Genomic DNA, 17304 nt, shown 5'->3' with positions numbered 1-17304 from the left:
GTTACTCCTTGCCGGGGCGTCAGTGCCCGAGTTCTTCGTCGAGGATCGCGAAGAGTTCGCTTTCGGTGGCGGCCGCAATGTCGTCGTCGAGGTGTTCATTATCGGGTTGTTCGGTAGCGCTGAGGGTCATCAGCAAGTTGTGGATCCGCGTAGACAGGTGCGCTTTGTTGTGCGAGTTCCAGTTCGGCTGGCGCAGAAGCGTTTCCAGCTCTCGGGCGATGTCGTTGAACCGGGCCATCACGTTGGGCTCACCACTTGGAATGGCTAACTGGGCGTCGAGGTATTCAGCCAGCACCGCCGGGGTGGGGTAGTCGAAGATCAGCGCGGATGAAAGAGTAAGTCCGGTCGCAATTTTCAGCCGGTTGCGCAGTTCCACGGCGGTCAGTGAGTCAAACCCCAGATCTTGGAACGTGCGCTCCGGGTTAATGTCTGCGGCGCTATTCCCCAGTACGGTGGCGGCGTTGCTGCAGACCAGACCTACCAGCGTGTGATGGCGCTGTTCAGCGGAAAGACCTTGCAGGCGCGCGACCAGGCCTGCCGTGGAGGCGGCGGTGGCCTCAGCCTCAGCGTCATCGATCACGCGTCGTGCCCGACGGGTGCTCAACTGGTGCAAGAGCGGGGGCAGCGCGGCAGCGTTGTCGGACAATGCGGCTCGATCCAGCTGGGCGGCCACCACCAAAGGAATCTCACCCAGCAAGGCGGTGTCGAACAGTTCGAGTGCCCGCTGGGTGGATAATGGGGCGAGTCCAACCCGGCTCATCCGCGCCTTGTCGCGATCGGCGAGGTGGGCGGTCATTGTCGAGGCTTGTTCCCACAGCCCCCAGGCCAGCGATAAACCCGGCAATCCACGTGCCTGTCGGTAGGCGGCCAGCCCGTCGAGGAAACTGTTGGCTGCTGCGTAGTTGGCCTGGCCCGGGGTGCCGACGATTCCCGCCATCGAGGAAAACATGACGAATGCCGATAAGTCCCGATCTTGGGTCAGTTCATGCAGATTCCAGGCACCATCGACTTTGGCCCGCAACACCGCGTCCACGCGCTCGGCAGTGAGCGACGAGGTCAGCCCGTCATCGAGAATCCCGGCAGCATAGATGATTCCGCGGAGTGGATAAGTCGTGGGTATCCGTGCGAGCATCGCTGCTACCGAATCGCGATCGGCCACATCGCAAGCCGCCACCGATACCTGTGCGCCGCCCTCTTGCAGTTGGCCGACCAACTCCGCGACGCCGTCGACGTCGGCACCAGCCCGGCTGAGCAGCACTACATGGGCCACCCGATAGCGGCTGACGAGATGGCGGGCCAGTGCCGAACCGGCCATGCCTGTGCCCCCGGGGATCACCACGGTGCTCCCGGCCAGCCCGCCACATCCACTGAGTATCTCGCCGGGCCCACCTGGAATCGTCAGCACGACTTTGCCGATATGGCGGGCCTGACTGACAAATCGATACGCCGCCGAGGCACACCGCACATCAAAGGTCTTGACCGGCAGTGGGTGTAAGGTGCCGCCCTGCAGCAGCTCCATCAATTCGGCCAGCATCGTAGCGGTACGATCTGGCCCCACTTCGATCAAATCGAACGCCCGATATTCCACCCCGCGATGCTGTTCGGCGATTTCACGCGGATCGCGAAGATCGGTTTTGCCCATCTCGATGAAACGCCCGCCCCGGGGCAGCAGCCGCAATGACGCGTCAGTGAGCTTTCCGGCCAGCGAGTTGAGCACCACGTCGACCCCGGCCCCGCCGGTGGCCGACAAAAACTTCTCCTCGAATTCGAGAGTCCGCGAATCACCAATATGGTCATCGTCAAAGCCCATTTCCCGCAGGGTATTCCACTTGCCGCGACCGGCAGTGGCAAAGACTTCGGCGCCCCAGTGCCGGGCCAGCTGTACCGCGGCCATCCCCACCCCGCCGGTGGCGGCGTGCACCAACACCCGCTGCCCAGCCCGAAGATCCGCCAACGCCGATAGCCCGTACCACGCCGTCAAAAACACCACCGGCACAGCTGCGGCGTCCACCAGCGACCAACCCGCCGGCACCGTGGTTACCAGCAGCTCATCAACCACCGCCTCAGAGCCCACCACCCCTAGCAACCCCAGGACGGCATCGCCGACAGCCACCCTGGTCACGCCGCGGCCGACCTCGACAACCACCCCGGCGCCCTCGACCCCGAGCTCTCCGCCGCCGGGATACACGCCCAACGCCACCAATACATCCCGGAAATTCACTCCGACCGCAGCTACCGCCACCCGTACTTGCCCGGCAGCCAATTCCGTCCGCGGACACGGGCCCACCAGCAAATCGTCTAGCGTTCCGCCTCCGCCGGCGGCCATGCGCCATCTTCCGGACGGCAGCGTCAAGACCGAGCCCGCCCCGGCTGGCACCAATCTGGCGCCATACACCACGCCGTGGCGAATCACTAATTGTGGTTCACCACAACTGATTACAGATCCAACATCGACCGATCCGTCCGAATCGACCAGCACTACCCGATCCGGGTGCTCGGCCTGTGCCGACCGCACCAAACCCCACACCGCCGCCGCAGCCAAATCCGTGACCTCGGCACCGGCACATGCGACTGCCCCACCGGTCAGTACCACCAACACCCCTGGTTGGTCACCGGCTAGCCACGACTGCAACACCCCCAACGCCGCAGTGGTGGCCGCGTGCACCGCTGCCACCACGTCCCCACTGGCAGCCGTCGGCTCCCACACGACCACGCGATCGTCACCGTGACCGCTACTACCGTCGCCCGCCAACGCCATCGGTGACCACGCCACCTGCCACAGACCGCCACTGTCTGGACGAGCCACCGCCGCGGCTAACTGCTGTGCCGACACCGGCCGCATGGTCAACGACCGCGCCGTGAATACGGGTAACCCTGTTGCGTCGGCCATGTCGACCGACACCGCCCTGGCACCTGCCGCTGCGATACGCACCCGCGCCCGCGATGCACCGGCCGCGTGTAAAGACACGCCCCGCCAGTTAAACGGCAGGACGATCTGGGTGTGCTCATCAGCGTCTCCCCCGGCCATCCCCATCGCATGCAATGCCGCGTCCAACAACACCGGATGAATGCCGAAGCCTCCCGCCGTCGCTGCAGCGTCCTGCGGGACAGTAACTTCGGCGAACAACTCGCTCCCCCGTCGCCACATCGCCCGCAGTCCGCGGAAGGCCGGGCCATACTGATAGCCACGCCGCGCCAAGCTGTCGTAGGCACCGGTGACATCCACCGCTACCGCGCCTACGGGCGGCCAGACCGACAGATCCGTGCTCGGTTCCACCGACGTGGGGCCCAACACACCCTCCGCGTGCAGCAACCACACCGAACCTGGCTGGGCGTCAGCCGAATACACCGACACCGACCGCAAGCCCGAATTTCCGGCGGCACCGACGAGCACCCGGACCGGCACCCCGCCCGCCGTCGGCAGCACCAGTGGGGCCAACAACGTCAGCTCCTCGATCACCGGGCAACCGACCTCATCACCGGCCCTGCTGGCCAACTCCACGAATCCTGTCCCCGGGAACAACCCCACCCCGGCGACCGCATGGTCGGCCAACCACGGCTGGGCCGCTGACGACAACCGGGCTGTCAGCACCACCCCACCGGAATCGGGCAGCTCTACTACGGCGCCCAACAAGGGATGCTTAGCCGCGGCAACTCCCAAATCGCCCACAGCTTCCGGGCCTCCTGACCCACCCGGTAACCAAAAACGCCGCCGCACAAACCCATAGGTCGGGAGTTCCACCGGCTGCCCGCCCCGATCCGCGAAGGCCGCCCGCCAATTTACAGCTACGCCCGCAACATGAGCCTGCCCCACCGACAGCCAAAACCGTTCCAGGCCACCGTCGTCGCGGACCAGTGACGGGATGACCACAGTGTTGTCGGCACTATCGCGCCGGCAATCGGTGAGGGTTTCGTCGATCCCGGCAATCAGTACTGGGTGCGGACTGGACTCGATGAACACTCGATACCCGGCATCGTACGCACGACGCACTGCCTGCTCGAACTGCACCGTCAACCGGATGCTTCGATACCAGTAGTCAGCACCCAATTCTGCGGTATCCATGCGATCACCGGTCACCGTAGAGAAGAAATCCGCTGAGGCAACATGGGGTTCGATGCCGGCTAGCGCCTCGATGAGAGGCGCGCGAATCGCATCGACCGCAGCCGAGTGCGAAGCGTAGTCGACATCGATCCGGCGGGCGCGAACGTTGTCGGCCGCACAACGTCGCATCAGCTCCTCTAGCGCGGGCACCTCTCCGGACACAACTACCGCCGAAACGCTGTTGACAACAGCGATATTCAGCCGCCCTTCGTACTGTGACACCAGCTCGTGGGCTTGCGGCAGCCCACAAGCCAGTGAAACCATGCCGCCGGCACCCGATAACTGCAGCAGCAGTCGGCTACGCAGTGCGACCACCCGGGCGGCGTCCTCCAGCGTCAACGCTCCCGCCACGTATGCCGCCGCGATTTCGCCTTGCGAATGGCCGATGACGGCGTCGGGCACCACGCCGACTGAGCGCCACAGCTCGGCCAGCGACACCATCACCGCCCACAGCGTCGGCTGCACCACATCGACCCGGTCCAGACCCGGCGCACCTGTCGCTCCGCGGATGACGTCGGTCAGCGACCATTTCACGTACTCGCTGAGCGCTTTGTCGCACCGGAGCATCTGGTCAGCGAACACCCTTGAAGTATTGAGCAATTGGGCTCCCATGCCGACCCATTGCGAGCCCTGCCCGGGAAACACGTAGACCGTCTTGCCCACCGAGCGGGCGCGCCCCACGACCGCACCCGCACCCGGTTGGCTGGCGGCCAACCCCGCCAGCCCCGCCAACAACTGCCCTCGATCGGCACCCACCAGCACCGCCCGATGCTCGAACACCGACCGCGTCGTGGCCAGCGACCACCCCACATCGATAGCGCTCAAGCCCTCGTCGGCGCCAACCCATGCCAACAATCGCTGCGCTTGGTTGACCAGCGCCGCAGACGAACGACCCGACAATACCCACGCCGCCGCCGGCGTAAGCTCCACCGCAATGTTTTCCGCGGCCGACGAGGAATCCGCCGGGGCCTGCTCGACAATCAGATGCGCATTCGTCCCACTGATCCCGAACGATGACACCGCGGCCCGCCGCGGTCGATCCGTCACCGGCCACGGTCGCGGATCGGTCAGCAAGGACACCGCCCCCGCCGACCAATCAACTTTCGGCGTGGGCACATCTACGTGCAGTGTCTTCGGCATCACCCCGTGCCGCATCGCTTGCACCAATTTGATCACGCCAGCGACGCCGGCCGCTGCCTGAGTATGACCCATGTTCGATTTCATCGACCCCAGCCACAACGGCCGATCCGCCGGGCGGTCCTGGCCATACGTCGCCAAAATTGCCTGGGCCTCAATCGGATCCCCCAACTGGGTCCCAGTTCCGTGGCCTTCCACCAGGTCCACGTCGGCAGCACTCAACCGCGCATTCGCCAACGCCGCCCGAATCACTCGCTGCTGCGAGGGCCCATGAGGTGTCGCCAGTCCAGCGGAGGCGCCATCCTGATTGACCGCCGATCCCCGCACCACAGCCAACACCGGGTGCCCCCGCCGACGGGCATCCGGCAACCGCTCCAACACCAACATTCCAACGCCTTCGGAAAACCCAGTCCCGTCGGCGGCGCCGGCATAGGCCTTACACCGGCCGTCAGCAGATAGCGCGCGTTGGCGGCTGAAGTCGACGAATATCGCCGGGGTGGCCATCACGGTCACACCTCCGGCTAGCGCCAAGCTGCATTCCCTAGAGCGCAGCGACTGCACCGCCAGGTGTATCGCCACCAGCGACGACGAACACGCCGTATCGATCGACACCGCCGGACCTTCCAAGCCCAACGCATAGGCCACCCGACCCGAGGCCACACTCAACGTCGAACCACGCAGGCCGTAGCGCTCTAGATCCCCGGGAACACGGCAAGCACCGCCGTAGGAACCATGGAAGACGCCGGCGAACACACCGGTCGTCGAACCGGACAACGTCGTCGGGTCAATCCCGGCGCGTTCCAACGCCTCCCACGACACCTCCAGCAACAGACGCTGCTGCGGTTCCATCGCCAGCGCTTCGCTGGGCGCAATCCCGAAGAAAGTGGCGTCGAAGTCGGCGACATTCGTGAGAAAGCCGCCGTACCGACTGTAGGACTTCCCTACCGCATCAGGGTCTGCATCAAATAGCTCCGTCAAATCCCAGCCACGGTCCGTCGGAAAGTCCGACACCACATCGCGGCCCTCTGCCACGACTTCCCATAACCGCTCCGGCGAATCCACTCCACCCGGATACCGGCAACCAATTCCCACCACCGCCACCGGTTCCGTGCTGTCCATCAGCGGCAAATCAGTGCCAGCGCAGCAGTACGAGTTCGGAGCAGAACCCGGGGCCCATCGCGATCATCAACCCCGGGCTATCGCTTGGCGGTGGTTTTGCGATGGTGTCCCGCAGCACATGCAGGACCGAAGCCGACGACAGGTTGCCGATCTCACCAAGCGAACGCCAGGTCAGTTCGAGGGCCTGCGGTGGCAGGTCGAGTGTTTCGGTGATCGCGTCGATGATCTTGGGACCACCGGGATGGGTGACCCAAGCGCCGATGTCGGTGGTGGTCAGGCCGTGCGTGGCCAGAAAGTCGGCGACGTCGTTGCCCAGGTACTGCTCGACAACGGCCGCTAGGTCCTTCGACAGGACGAGCTCGAATCCGGCGGCACCGACGTCATAGCCCATGGTGCGCAGCGAGTCTGGGTAGAGATGGCTGCGCGAAGCAACAATGTCCGGCCCGTCGGCGCCAATCTGTTCGGCGCGTCGCTCTCCGACCGCGACTACCGCAGCTGCTCCGTCAGCAAATAGTGCACTGCCGACTAGACCTGCCAGAGATGGCTTGTACCCCGGGTAGGTGAGTGAGCACAGCTCGACCGCGATGAGGACCGCGACAGCGTCCGGCGCGCCACGCAGATAGTCGTGCAGCCGGGCTACCCCCGCCGCGCCCGCCACACAGCCCAGGCCAAACAATGGCACCCGCCGCACATCGGCGCGCAGCCCGACACGGCACGCGATCCGCGCATCCAGGGACGGGACTGCGAGACCGGTCACCGTTGCCGTCACGATCACGTCGACGTCCTGTGGATGCAGGCCCGCCTCGTCAAGCGCGCCGAGTAGCGCCTCGCAACCAAGGTCCACCGCATGTTCGATGAAAATCCGGTTTGCCGCGCCGAAATCTGTCAGCGTCGGATACCGCTCCAGCGGCAAGGTCAGATGACGACTATTCACCTTTGCGCTGGCGTGTAGCTGCCGAACTATGTCCTCGTAACCCGCGAAATCCGGGATGTTGAGGAAAAAATCGGTGAGCTCTTGCTGTGAATAGCGGTATGGGGGCAACGCACCGAAGACACTTGCGATGACGCTCATTGGTCCCACCCCTTGGTCACGAAAACCGAGGACGAACGGTTCAACCCGATCGCTTAGAGCCCGAAGTTTAGTCCGCGGACAACCGCCCGGCAAAGAGTCGGTGATAGCTCATCTGGGCGGCCGCTAACTGAGCCGGTCCCGCAGCGCATCGCAGGACGCCAACACTAGATTCAGTTGGTCCGCTACCTGAGTTGGCGCGGTACCGCCACGGGCAGCTCGCGACGACACCGAGCCCTCAACCGTCAGCACCTCGCGGACCTGCGGCGTCAGCTCGGGGCTGATGGCAGCCAGTTCGTCGTCGGTTAGTTCCTCGAGTCCGACGCCGCGATCCTCGGCGACCCGCACCGCAGCACCCGCGGACTCATGCGCGGATCGAAACGGAACACCCTGTCGCACAAGCCATTCAGCGATATCGGTGGCCATGGTATAGCCGGCCGGAGCTAGGGCGGCCATCCGCTCGACATTGAACGTCAAGCTGGCTACCAGCCCAGCCATCGCCGGCAGCAGCAGCTCCAGCTGGGCCACCGAATCGAACACCGGCTCCTTGTCTTCCTGCAAGTCGCGGTTATAGGCGAGCGGCTGGGCTTTCAGCGTCGCCAGCAACCCAGCCAGGTTTCCGATCAGCCGCCCGGACTTGCCGCGAGCCAGCTCGGCGATGTCCGGATTCTTCTTCTGCGGCATGATCGAGCTGCCGGTGGACCACGAATCATGCAGCGTGACATAACCGAATTCGGTGGAACTCCACAAAATGATGTCTTCGGCGAGCCGCGACAGGTCGACGGCGATCATGGCGAAGACGAACGCCGCCTCGGCCGCAAAATCGCGGGCGGCGGTCGCGTCGACGGAATTGTCGGCGGCGGCCACGAACCCCAGGTCATGGGCGATCATGTCCGGATCCAGGCCTAACGACGACCCGGCCAATGCTCCCGAACCGTACGGGGACACCGCGACCCGCTTGTCGACGTCGATGATCCGGTCCACATCACGCAGCAACGGATGCGCGTGCGCGAGCAGATGGTGTGCCAGCAGGATCGGCTGGGCCGCCTGCAGATGGGTTTTACCAGGCATGATGACGCTCGGGTGCGCGGCCGCCTGACTGGCCAGCGCACCGACGAGCTCGAGCGCTCCGGCAGCGACCCGCCGCACCGCGTCGCGTAGCCACATCCGGAACAGCGTGGCCACTTGATCGTTACGCGACCGGCCGGCCCGCAGCCGGCCGCCCAGGTCGGGGCCGACCCGATCAATGAGCCCGCGCTCCAACGCTGCGTGCACGTCCTCGTCGGTGACCAGCGGGCCGAAACTGCCGTCGGCAACGTCCTGTGCGAGGCTGTCCAACCCAGCCAACAACCCGTCGCGCTGCTCTTCATTGAGCAGCCCGGCCCGGAATAGCACGTTCGCGTGCGCCCGGGACGCGGTGATGTCGTACGGAGCCAGCGCCCAGTCGAAGTGGGTGGACTTGCTCAGCGCGGCCAACGCCTCCGAAGGGCCGGCGGCGAACCGCCCACCCCACAACGCGCTCACTTTTTTGCCCCGAGCGTGAATCTGACGACGCCTTGTCGGCGTGTCGCGTCGCTCAATTCACACTCGTGGCTCACCGTAAGTCCCTACGTGCCGCGAGCTTCGACGACAACCCGTGCACGTAGACGAAGCCGCGGGCCGCGGACTGATCGAAGGTGTCGCCCTCGTCGTAGGTGGCCAAATTGAAATCGTAGAGGGATTCCGCGCTGCGCCGTCCATTCACCGCAATATGGCCGCCATGCAACACCATTCGGATTTCACCGGAAACGTGCTCCTGGGTCTTGGCAACAAAACTCTCCAGCGCGGCCTTCAGCGGCGAGTACCACAGTCCGTCATACACCAGTTCGGCCCAGCGCTGATCGGTCTGACGCTTGAAGCGTCCCAACTCGCGCTCCAACGTGACGTGTTCGAGTTCGGCGTGTGCAGTGATGAGCACCATCGCCCCGGGCGCCTCGTAGATCTCGCGGCTCTTGATGCCCACCAACCGGTCCTCGACCACGTCGAGACGCCCGACGCCCTGCGCGCCAGCGCGGCGGTTGAGTTCCTCGATGGCGCCCAGCATTGACACCGGATTGCCGTCAATCGATACCGGCACTCCCCGCTCGAACCCGACGATCACCTCGTCGGGTGTGTTCCAGTTGACGGTTGGGTCGTCGGTGTAGGAGTAGACGTCTTTGGTGGGCGCGTTCCACAAGTGTTCCAAGAAGCCGGTTTCCACTGCGCGGCCCCACACGTTCTGGTCGATCGAGAACGGTGAACGCTTCGTGACATTGATGGGGATGGCATTCTCTTCGGCGAACGCGATCGCCTTCTCTCTCGTCCATGCGTAGTCGCGCACCGGCGCCAGTACTTCGAGATCCGGTGCCAACGAAGCGAATCCGACTTCGAAGCGGACCTGGTCGTTGCCCTTGCCGGTGCAACCGTGCGCGACGATGCCGCCGCCGTGCTCACGCGCGGCCGCCACCAGGTGCTTGACAATCAGCGGCCGGCTGATCGCGGACACCAGCGGATACCGATCCATGTACAGCGCGTTGTTCAAGACGGTGGGCAAGCAATAGCCCTCGGCGAACTCGTCGCGGGCATCGACAACGACGGCCTCAACGGCGCCGCAGTCCAACGCCCGCTGACGTACCACCTCCATGTCCTCGCCGCCCTGGCCGAGATCAATCGCTACTGCCACGACCTCACGGCCGGTCTCCTTGCCGATCCAGCTGATCGCCACCGAGGTATCCAGCCCCCCCGAATACGCCAGGATGACGCGTTCTGACATCAACCAATCTCCTTATCTACTTGAGGCTTTCGAGAACAGTGGCCAGCTCAGAGCCAGTCATTGGCTCGCGGGCAGCCACGAAGACGGTGTCGTCGCCGGCGATGGTACCGACCACGTACGGTAGCGCTGCGCGGTCGATCGCACTGGCCAAGTAGTCAGCCGCACCGGGTGGAGTGCGCAGCACGGCGAGGTTTGCGCTGGAGTCGGCGGATACCAGCAGCTCGCTTAGCAGCCGGGACAGTCGCCCGGTACCGCCGGACACGCCGCGCACCGGGCTGCCATCCTCGGGGACAACGTAGACCCCGACGCCACCATCGGCGCCGCGCAGTTTCACCGCGCCGAGTTCCTCGAGATCTCGCGACAACGTGGCCTGGGTGACATCGATGCCCTCATCGGCGAGCAACGCCGCTAGTTCGCTTTGACTGCGCACCGATGCCGATGACAGGATCGCCACGATGCGGGCCTGTCGACCCGCCCGGGTGGTGCTGACCTCGGGTGCGGCTTTGGCATCTGGGCTAGTCATTTGATGTGCGCCGCTCCAGCAGCCACACCAGCAGCGCCTTCTGCGCGTGCAGCCGGTTTTCGGCCTCATCCCAGACCGCGCTGGTCGGTCCGTCCATCACCTCGTCGGTGATCTCGTCACCGCGGTGAGCTGGAAGGCAGTGCAGCACAATAGCTTCCGAGTCAGCCAACCCCACAAGTCGGGCGTTGACCTGAAACGGCCAAAACGGCTTGATCCGGTCCAGCCCGTCGTTTTCCTGCCCCATCGACGTCCAGGTGTCGGTGACCAGGACGTCGGCGCCCGTGGCGGCCGTATCCGCGTCGACGGTCACGGTCACCGAGGCGCCGGTCACCTCCGCACGCTGCCTGGCCGCGGCCAGCACTGACGGATCCGGCGTAAAACCTACTGGGGCGGCGACGGTGACGTGGATGCCTGCGGTGACCGCACCGAGCATCAGCGAATGAGCCATGTTGTTGGCCCCATCTCCGAAGTAGGACAGCCGCAAGCCGTTCAATGAGCCCTTGCGCTCGGCGATGGTCTGCAGATCGGCCAACACCTGGCACGGATGGAACTCGTCGGATAGCGCGTTGACCACCGGCACCATCGCGGTCGCGGCCATGGCGTCTAGCCGGTGTTGTCCGAAGGTTCGCCAGACGATGGCGTCGACGTAGCCGGACAACACCCTTGCCGTGTCCTGCAGGGTCTCCTCGCGGCCCAGTTGGGTGCTGCGCCCGTCGACCACAACGGCATGCCCACCGAGCTGCGCAATGCCCATCTCGAACGAGAACCGGGTACGGGTGGAGTTCTTGTCGAAAATGACTGCGACACCACGCGGCCCCTCGAGGGGACGGCGGCTGAACGGGTCCTTCTTCAGGTCCGCAGCGAGCGCCAGCACATCGGCCTGCTCGGCCGGCGACAGATCGTCATCACGCAGAAAATGCCTAGTCAACTGCGCCGCTCCTCCTCATCGCTTCGCTCTGCATCGTCGCCGGCGCGTCATGCTGCGGCTCCGGCAGCGTCCAGGATGCCCGGCAGGGCGGCGATGAAGCTGTCAATCTGGGATTCGGTAATGATCAGCGGCGGGGCCAACCGGATGACCCCGGGTGCTGCGGCGTTGACCAAAAACCCAGCGTCGCGCGCGGCCGTCTCGGCGTCTTTGGCACAGGGCGCGGTCAACACGATGCCCACTAGCAAGCCGCGGCCGCGCACCTGGTCGATCAGCGGGTGACCGAGTGATTCGATGCCGCTGTGCATCGACTTGCCCAACACCTCGGCACGCCGCACCAGGTCCTGGGCCGCCAGTACCCGCAACACCGCAAGTGCCGCCGCGGTGCAGACCGGGTTGCCGCCAAAGGTGCTGCCGTGCAGACCCGGCGCCAACAAATCCGCGGCCGGCCCGGTGGCCAGGCACGCCCCGATCGGCAGTCCGCCGCCGAGGCCCTTGGCCAGGGTCACCACGTCCGGGATGATGCCGTCGTGTTGGTGGGCGAAAAAAGTACCGGTACGGCCCATCCCGGTCTGCACCTCGTCGAGCACCAGCAAGGCGCCGTGCCGCGTGGTGATATCCCGGGCAGCGGCAAGGTAGCCCTCGGGCGGGACGACGACACCGCTCTCCCCCATGATCGGCTCCAGGAACACCGCGGCGGTGTCGTTGTCGACCGCGGCAGCCAGGGCGTCGACCTGACCATAGGACACGTGTGTGACGTGGCCCGGCAGCGGCTCAAACGCCGCCTGCTTAGCGGGCTGACCGGTCAACGCCAGCGAACCCATCGTCCGGCCGTGGAAAGCTTCTTTCGCAGCAACCAGTTTCGTGCGCCCCGTGAGCCGGGACAGTTTGAAGGCGAGCTCGTTGGCTTCGGTACCGGAGTTGCAGAAGAACACTCGCGTCTGTGTCTCGGCGCCCAGGAGGGCGACCAGTTCTTCGGCGAGCGCGATACCCGGTTCGGTGGCATACAGGTTGGACGTATGCCCCAGGGTGGCCATCTGATGCGTGACGGCCTCGATAACCGCGGGGTGGCGATGGCCGAGAACGTTGACCGCGATGCCGCCGAGCAGGTCCAGGTAGGTATTGCCGTCCACGTCGGTGACCATGGCGCCGTCACCGCTGGCCAGAACTACCGGTGGGGTGCCGTAATTGTTCATCATCACGGTTTCCCACCTGGCCCGCATCGTGGTCGTATTCGACTGAGCGTGGGTCATGCGGGTCATCTGCGCCGCTCCTTCTCATCGCGTCGCTCTGCATCGTCGCCGGCGCGCACCACCTTGGTGCCGGTGCCCTCATCGGTGAACAACTCCACCAACACACAGTGTTTGACCCGCCCGTCGATGACGTGCGCGCTGGGCACGCCGCCGGTGACGGCCCGCAGACACGCTTCAACCTTGGGAATCATGCCCGCCTCCAATGTGGGTAGCAGTTGCGCCAATGCGGCAGAGTCGATTTCGCTGACCAGCGAATCCCGGTCTGGCCAGCGGGTGTACAAGCCCTCGACATCGGTGAGCATCAACAGTTTTTCGGCTCCCAGAGCTTCGGCCAGCGCCGCGGCAGCGGTGTCGGCGTTGATGTTGTGCACCACGCCGTCGCCAGCTGGCGCCAGCGTCGACACCACCGGGATACGGCGGGCGGAAATCAGATCGAGCACCGCGGCGGTGTTGACCTGATCGACGTCTCCAACCAGGCCGATGTCGGTCGCCACGCCGTCGACAGTAACGCTGCGCCGCACGGCAGTGAAAAGTTGTGCATCCTCGCCGGTGATGCCCACCGCGTAGGGCCCGTGCGCGTTGATCAGGTTGACCAGTTCGCGGCCCACCTGCCCGAACAACACCATCCGCGCAACGTCGAGCACTTCCGGTGTGGTGACCCGGAAGCCACCCTTAAAGTCACCTTCAATGCCCAGCCGGCGCAGCATGGCGGTGATCTGTGGCCCGCCACCGTGCACGACGACCGGATGGATACCGCAGTTACGCAGAAACGCCATGTCGGCGGCGAACGCATGCCGCAGCGTGTCGTCGGTCATGGCGTTGCCGCCGTATTTAACCACGACGACCTTGCCGTGCAACTGCTTCAGCCAGGGCAAGGCTTCGGCCAAGACCTGCGCCTTAACCTGGGTGGGCAGCGCGTCGGCTTTGCTGGTCACGAGCTGTAGGCCGAATTCTCTTCGACGTAGGCGTGCGACAGGTCGGTGGTGCGGATGGTGGCAGAGGCGTCGCCGACGCGGAGGTCGACGGTAATATCGATGTCCGCTGCTGAGAGGTCCACCTCACGCGCACCCGGAGCACCGACTCCGTCTATGCACACCGCAGAACCGTTGAACGACACACAGATTCGATCAGGGTCGAGGATGACCGGTGCCGTACCGACGGCCGCGAGTACCCGCCCCCAGTTGGGGTCCGACCCGAACACCGCGGTCTTGACCAGGCTGTCGCGGGCGATCACCCGAGCGGCGGCCAGCGCATCGTCATCCGTGGCCGCGCCGGTCACCGTCACGGTGACGCGCTTGGTGACGCCCTCGGCGTCGGCTTGTAGCTGAGCGCACAGATCATCGCAGACCCGCAGCACCGCGTCGTCGAGATCAGCCTGCGGCGGGGCGATCCCGCTGGCGCCCGACGCCAACAGCAGCACAGTGTCGTTGGTGGAACAGCAGCCATCAATGTCGAGTCGGTCAAATGTGTGGGCGGTGGCGCAGCGCAGCGCCTGATCAAGTGCCGCCGGCTCGACGACCGCGTCGGTGGTGAGCACACACAGCATGGTGGCCAATGACGGCGCCAGCATGCCCGCACCTTTGGCCATTCCGCCTACCGTCCACTCGTTGCGATGGTGCAGCGCAACCTGTTTGGGCACGGTGTCGGTGGTCATGATGGCGTGGGCGGCGTCATCACCTCCGGTCAGCCCGCCAGCCATCTCGTGCACGATCGCACGGACACCAGCGAGCACTTTGTCCATCGGCAACCGGTCGCCGATCAGCCCGGTGGAGCAGACGGCAACCTCGATCGCCCCGGTCTCGGTTCCCCAATCCGACAATGCTGTGGCCACGGCCTCCGCGGTGGCGTGCGCGTCCTGGAAGCCCGCGGGTCCGGTGCAGGCGTTAGCGCCACCGGAATTGAGGATCACCGCGCGCAGCTGACCGGTGCTCAGCACCTGCTGTGTCCACAACACCGGCGCAGCCTTGACCTTGTTGCGGGTGACTACTCCGGCGGCCGCATAGTCGGGGCCCTCGTTGAAAACCAGGGCAAGGTCGGGGGCCCCCGATGCCTTGATCCCGGCAGCGATGCCGGCGGCCCGAAAGCCCTCAGGGGCGGTGACGCCCTGTGCACGGAGCAGCCGCGTCTCATTGGCTATTTCCGTCACGGCGCCACCCCAACCACTGAAAGCCCCTCTGTTTCCGGCCAACCCAGGGCTAGGTTCATCGACTGCACAGCGGCGCCAGCGGTGCCCTTGACGAGATTGTCGATCGCCGAGATCGCGATGAACGTCTCAGCCACCTCGTCTACCGCGACAGCGATATGCGCCGCATTGCTGCCGATCACCGCGCCGGTACGGGGCAGCTGCCCCTCGGGCATCAGGTAGACGAACGGCTCTGCGTGGTAGGCCTTTTCGTACGCTGCGCGCAGCTGCGAGAGCGGCGAGGAGGTGCGCGCGGTGCAGGTGGCCAGGATGCCGCGGGAGGCAGGGATGAGCACCGGGGTGAAGGACACAGTGACCGCGCGGTCGGTCACCGTCCGCAGCCCCTGCGCGATCTCGGGGGTGTGCCGGTGGGTGCCGCCAATGTTGTAGGCCCGCGCCGACCCGATGACCTCTGAGCCGAGCAACTCGGTCGTGGTCGCGCGGCCGGCTCCGGAGGTGCCACTCACCGCCACCACTGTCACGGCGGGTTCGATAAGGTCCTCAGCCATCGCGGGTAGCAACGCCAGTAGTGCGGCCGTCGGATAGCAGCCGGGAACCGCGATGCGGCGCGCCCCTTGTAGCCGCTCCCGGCCGCCGGGCAGCTCCGGCAACCCGTATGGCCAACTGCCGGCATGCGGGGAGCCGTAGAACCGACCCCAGGCGTCGGCGTCGGTGAGCCGGAAGTCCGCACCGCAGTCGATGATCAAGGTTTCTGGGCCCAGTCGTTCGGCCAACGCCGCCGAATGTCCATGCGGCAAGCCAAGAAAAACCACGTCGTGGCCAGCCAGCACGGTCGGCTCGGTAGGTTCGAGTACTCGCTGAGCCAGCGGCGTCAGGTGCGGATGGTGCTCGCCAAGCATGTCACCCGAACTGGCCGCGGCGGTCAGCGCGCCGATCGTCAGCCGGTCGTCGGCGTACGCCGGATGCCCGAGCAGCAGCCGAAGGATCTCGCCGCCCGCGTAACCACTGGCACCGGCAACCGCCACCCTTATCACGTGGGCCATTTCGTCGATTCTGCATGATTATGCATAAGTTTGCAAATCCATTCCGCCCGGTCGCGGAGCTCGGATCGCCGTTCGAGCGGCCAAGCCGCGATCCGGTACGCGGCCGTCTGCGGACGACTGCCGGCCTAGAACCCTAATGCTGCGACAGCATCATCCGCGGCCATCTTGACGTCGCCGACAGCCTGAACAACATGAGCACCGGCGATCTGCAACGTCGCTAACCCGGGGGCAGCGTCCTGCCCAGCCAACATCAGGTAATTAACCCCCTGAGAAAAGCTGGTATAGGCACCCTGCAGCGCAACGAACCCCGTAGTAACAGCCGGCGCAACCGCTAGCAAGTTGTTAACACCAAGCACAAACTCAACACCGGCGGTCCCCAGCAGACCAAGTCCACCCAGGGCACTCGGAATAGCCAACCCAATGGCGGGCGAAAAGAGCTGCACAACCGCGCCGCCCAACAGACCAAGTCCAGACACCGCGCTCACCCCAGCCAGCGCAACGAATCCGGTACCTTGAACGAGGTTAACAGCGGCGCTCTGCAGCGCAGTGAGCCCAGTAACAGCACCCGTCCCAGCCGACGCGAAGGCACTGCCGGCCTGCATAAGGTCGACAACGACGGGTTGCAGCTGTATGACCCCAGCAAAAGCGATCTGCCCAGCCGTCGCCAACTCACTAGCAGCCTCAGCGAGCGCAGGCTGGGCGGCCTGTAGCGCGCCCGCAAGCCTGGCGGCCACATCCTGTCCGAACGCCACAAGGTCGGCGCCACCTTGAACCAGCCCTGCACCGGCGTTCTGCAGCACAGCAAGCCCAGCTGCAACGCTGGCGGCTTCGGTGCTGAGATAGGCGTCCACGCCAGCCTGCAACAACTTGACAAACTCATCATGAAACGCGGCCGCTTGGGCGTTGAGAACTTGAAACTCTCGGCCGAAGTCGCCGAACAGCGTCGCGATCGCAGCCGATATCTCGTCCTCGGCAGCAGCGACCAGCGCTGTCGTGGGTGCCGCGGCAGCCGCGGACGACTCGGCCAGCGCCGAGCGAATACCTACTAAACCTTGAGCCGCAGACTCGATCTGCTCCGGCATCACACTCAGGAACGACATATCCAGTTCCCCTCGACTCACTACGGCTATCACCCGACGGCAATCAAGGCATACTGACAGTAAATGAAATGTCTCGCTTCGCGCAGGAAAACCAGCATT

Annotated in this window: 10 protein-coding genes and 1 pseudogene; all 11 read right to left on the bottom strand. The window is 65.2% G+C overall.

The window, feature by feature from the left end:
• Nucleotides 1–19: 19 nt before the first annotated feature.
• Entirely contained in the window at nt 20–6358 is a 6339-nt protein-coding gene (locus B586_RS09875) for a type I polyketide synthase (protein ID WP_082607575.1), read from the bottom strand.
• 10 nt (nt 6359–6368) lie between these two features.
• Nucleotides 6369–7430, bottom strand: a complete 1062-nt coding sequence (locus B586_RS09870) for a type III polyketide synthase (RefSeq protein WP_054880050.1) — start codon at nt 7428–7430, stop codon at nt 6369–6371.
• 123 nt (nt 7431–7553) lie between these two features.
• Nucleotides 7554–8951: an argininosuccinate lyase gene (argH, locus tag B586_RS09865; protein WP_054880051.1), complete on the bottom strand. Its 1398-nt coding sequence runs from the start codon at nt 8949–8951 to the stop codon at nt 7554–7556.
• Nucleotides 8952–9021: 70 nt separating this feature from the next.
• A complete protein-coding gene (locus B586_RS09860; RefSeq protein WP_047313968.1) occupies nt 9022–10218 on the bottom strand; it encodes an argininosuccinate synthase in 1197 nt (398 codons plus the stop codon).
• Nucleotides 10219–10234: 16 nt separating this feature from the next.
• The gene (locus B586_RS09855; protein ID WP_054880052.1) at nt 10235–10741 is read right to left on the bottom strand and encodes an arginine repressor; all 507 of its coding nucleotides are present in this window, start codon (nt 10739–10741) and stop codon (nt 10235–10237) included.
• Nucleotides 10734–11669 (bottom strand): ornithine carbamoyltransferase, encoded by a 936-nt coding sequence (gene argF / locus B586_RS09850; protein WP_054880053.1) that lies wholly within the window; start codon nt 11667–11669, stop codon nt 10734–10736. The genes B586_RS09855 and argF overlap by 8 nt, the downstream gene beginning before the upstream one ends.
• 47 nt (nt 11670–11716) lie before the next feature.
• Nucleotides 11717–12919 carry an acetylornithine transaminase gene (locus tag B586_RS09845; protein ID WP_054880985.1) on the bottom strand — a complete coding sequence of 401 codons (1203 nt, stop codon included), beginning with the start codon at nt 12917–12919 and terminating at the stop codon, nt 11717–11719.
• A gap of 5 nt (nt 12920–12924) precedes the next feature.
• A complete protein-coding gene (gene argB, locus B586_RS09840; RefSeq protein ID WP_047316957.1) occupies nt 12925–13854 on the bottom strand; it encodes an acetylglutamate kinase in 930 nt (309 codons plus the stop codon).
• Nucleotides 13851–15065: a bifunctional glutamate N-acetyltransferase/amino-acid acetyltransferase ArgJ gene (gene argJ / locus B586_RS09835; protein WP_047313964.1), complete on the bottom strand. Its 1215-nt coding sequence runs from the start codon at nt 15063–15065 to the stop codon at nt 13851–13853. The genes argB and argJ overlap by 4 nt, the downstream gene beginning before the upstream one ends.
• A pseudogene (gene argC / locus B586_RS09830) lies at nt 15062–16121 on the bottom strand (N-acetyl-gamma-glutamyl-phosphate reductase). Before argC ends, argJ begins: the two are co-directional and overlap by 4 nt.
• Nucleotides 16122–16230: 109 nt before the next feature.
• Nucleotides 16231–17205, bottom strand: coding sequence for a PE family protein (locus B586_RS09825; RefSeq protein ID WP_054880054.1), 975 nt, complete (start codon nt 17203–17205; stop codon nt 16231–16233).
• Nucleotides 17206–17304: the final 99 nt, after the last annotated feature.

The organism is Mycobacterium haemophilum DSM 44634 (assembly GCF_000340435.2).
Classification (GTDB): Bacteria; Actinomycetota; Actinomycetes; order Mycobacteriales; family Mycobacteriaceae; genus Mycobacterium; species Mycobacterium haemophilum.
Note: the sequence above shows the minus strand (reverse complement) of the source record. Positions and strands in the feature narration are given on the sequence as shown.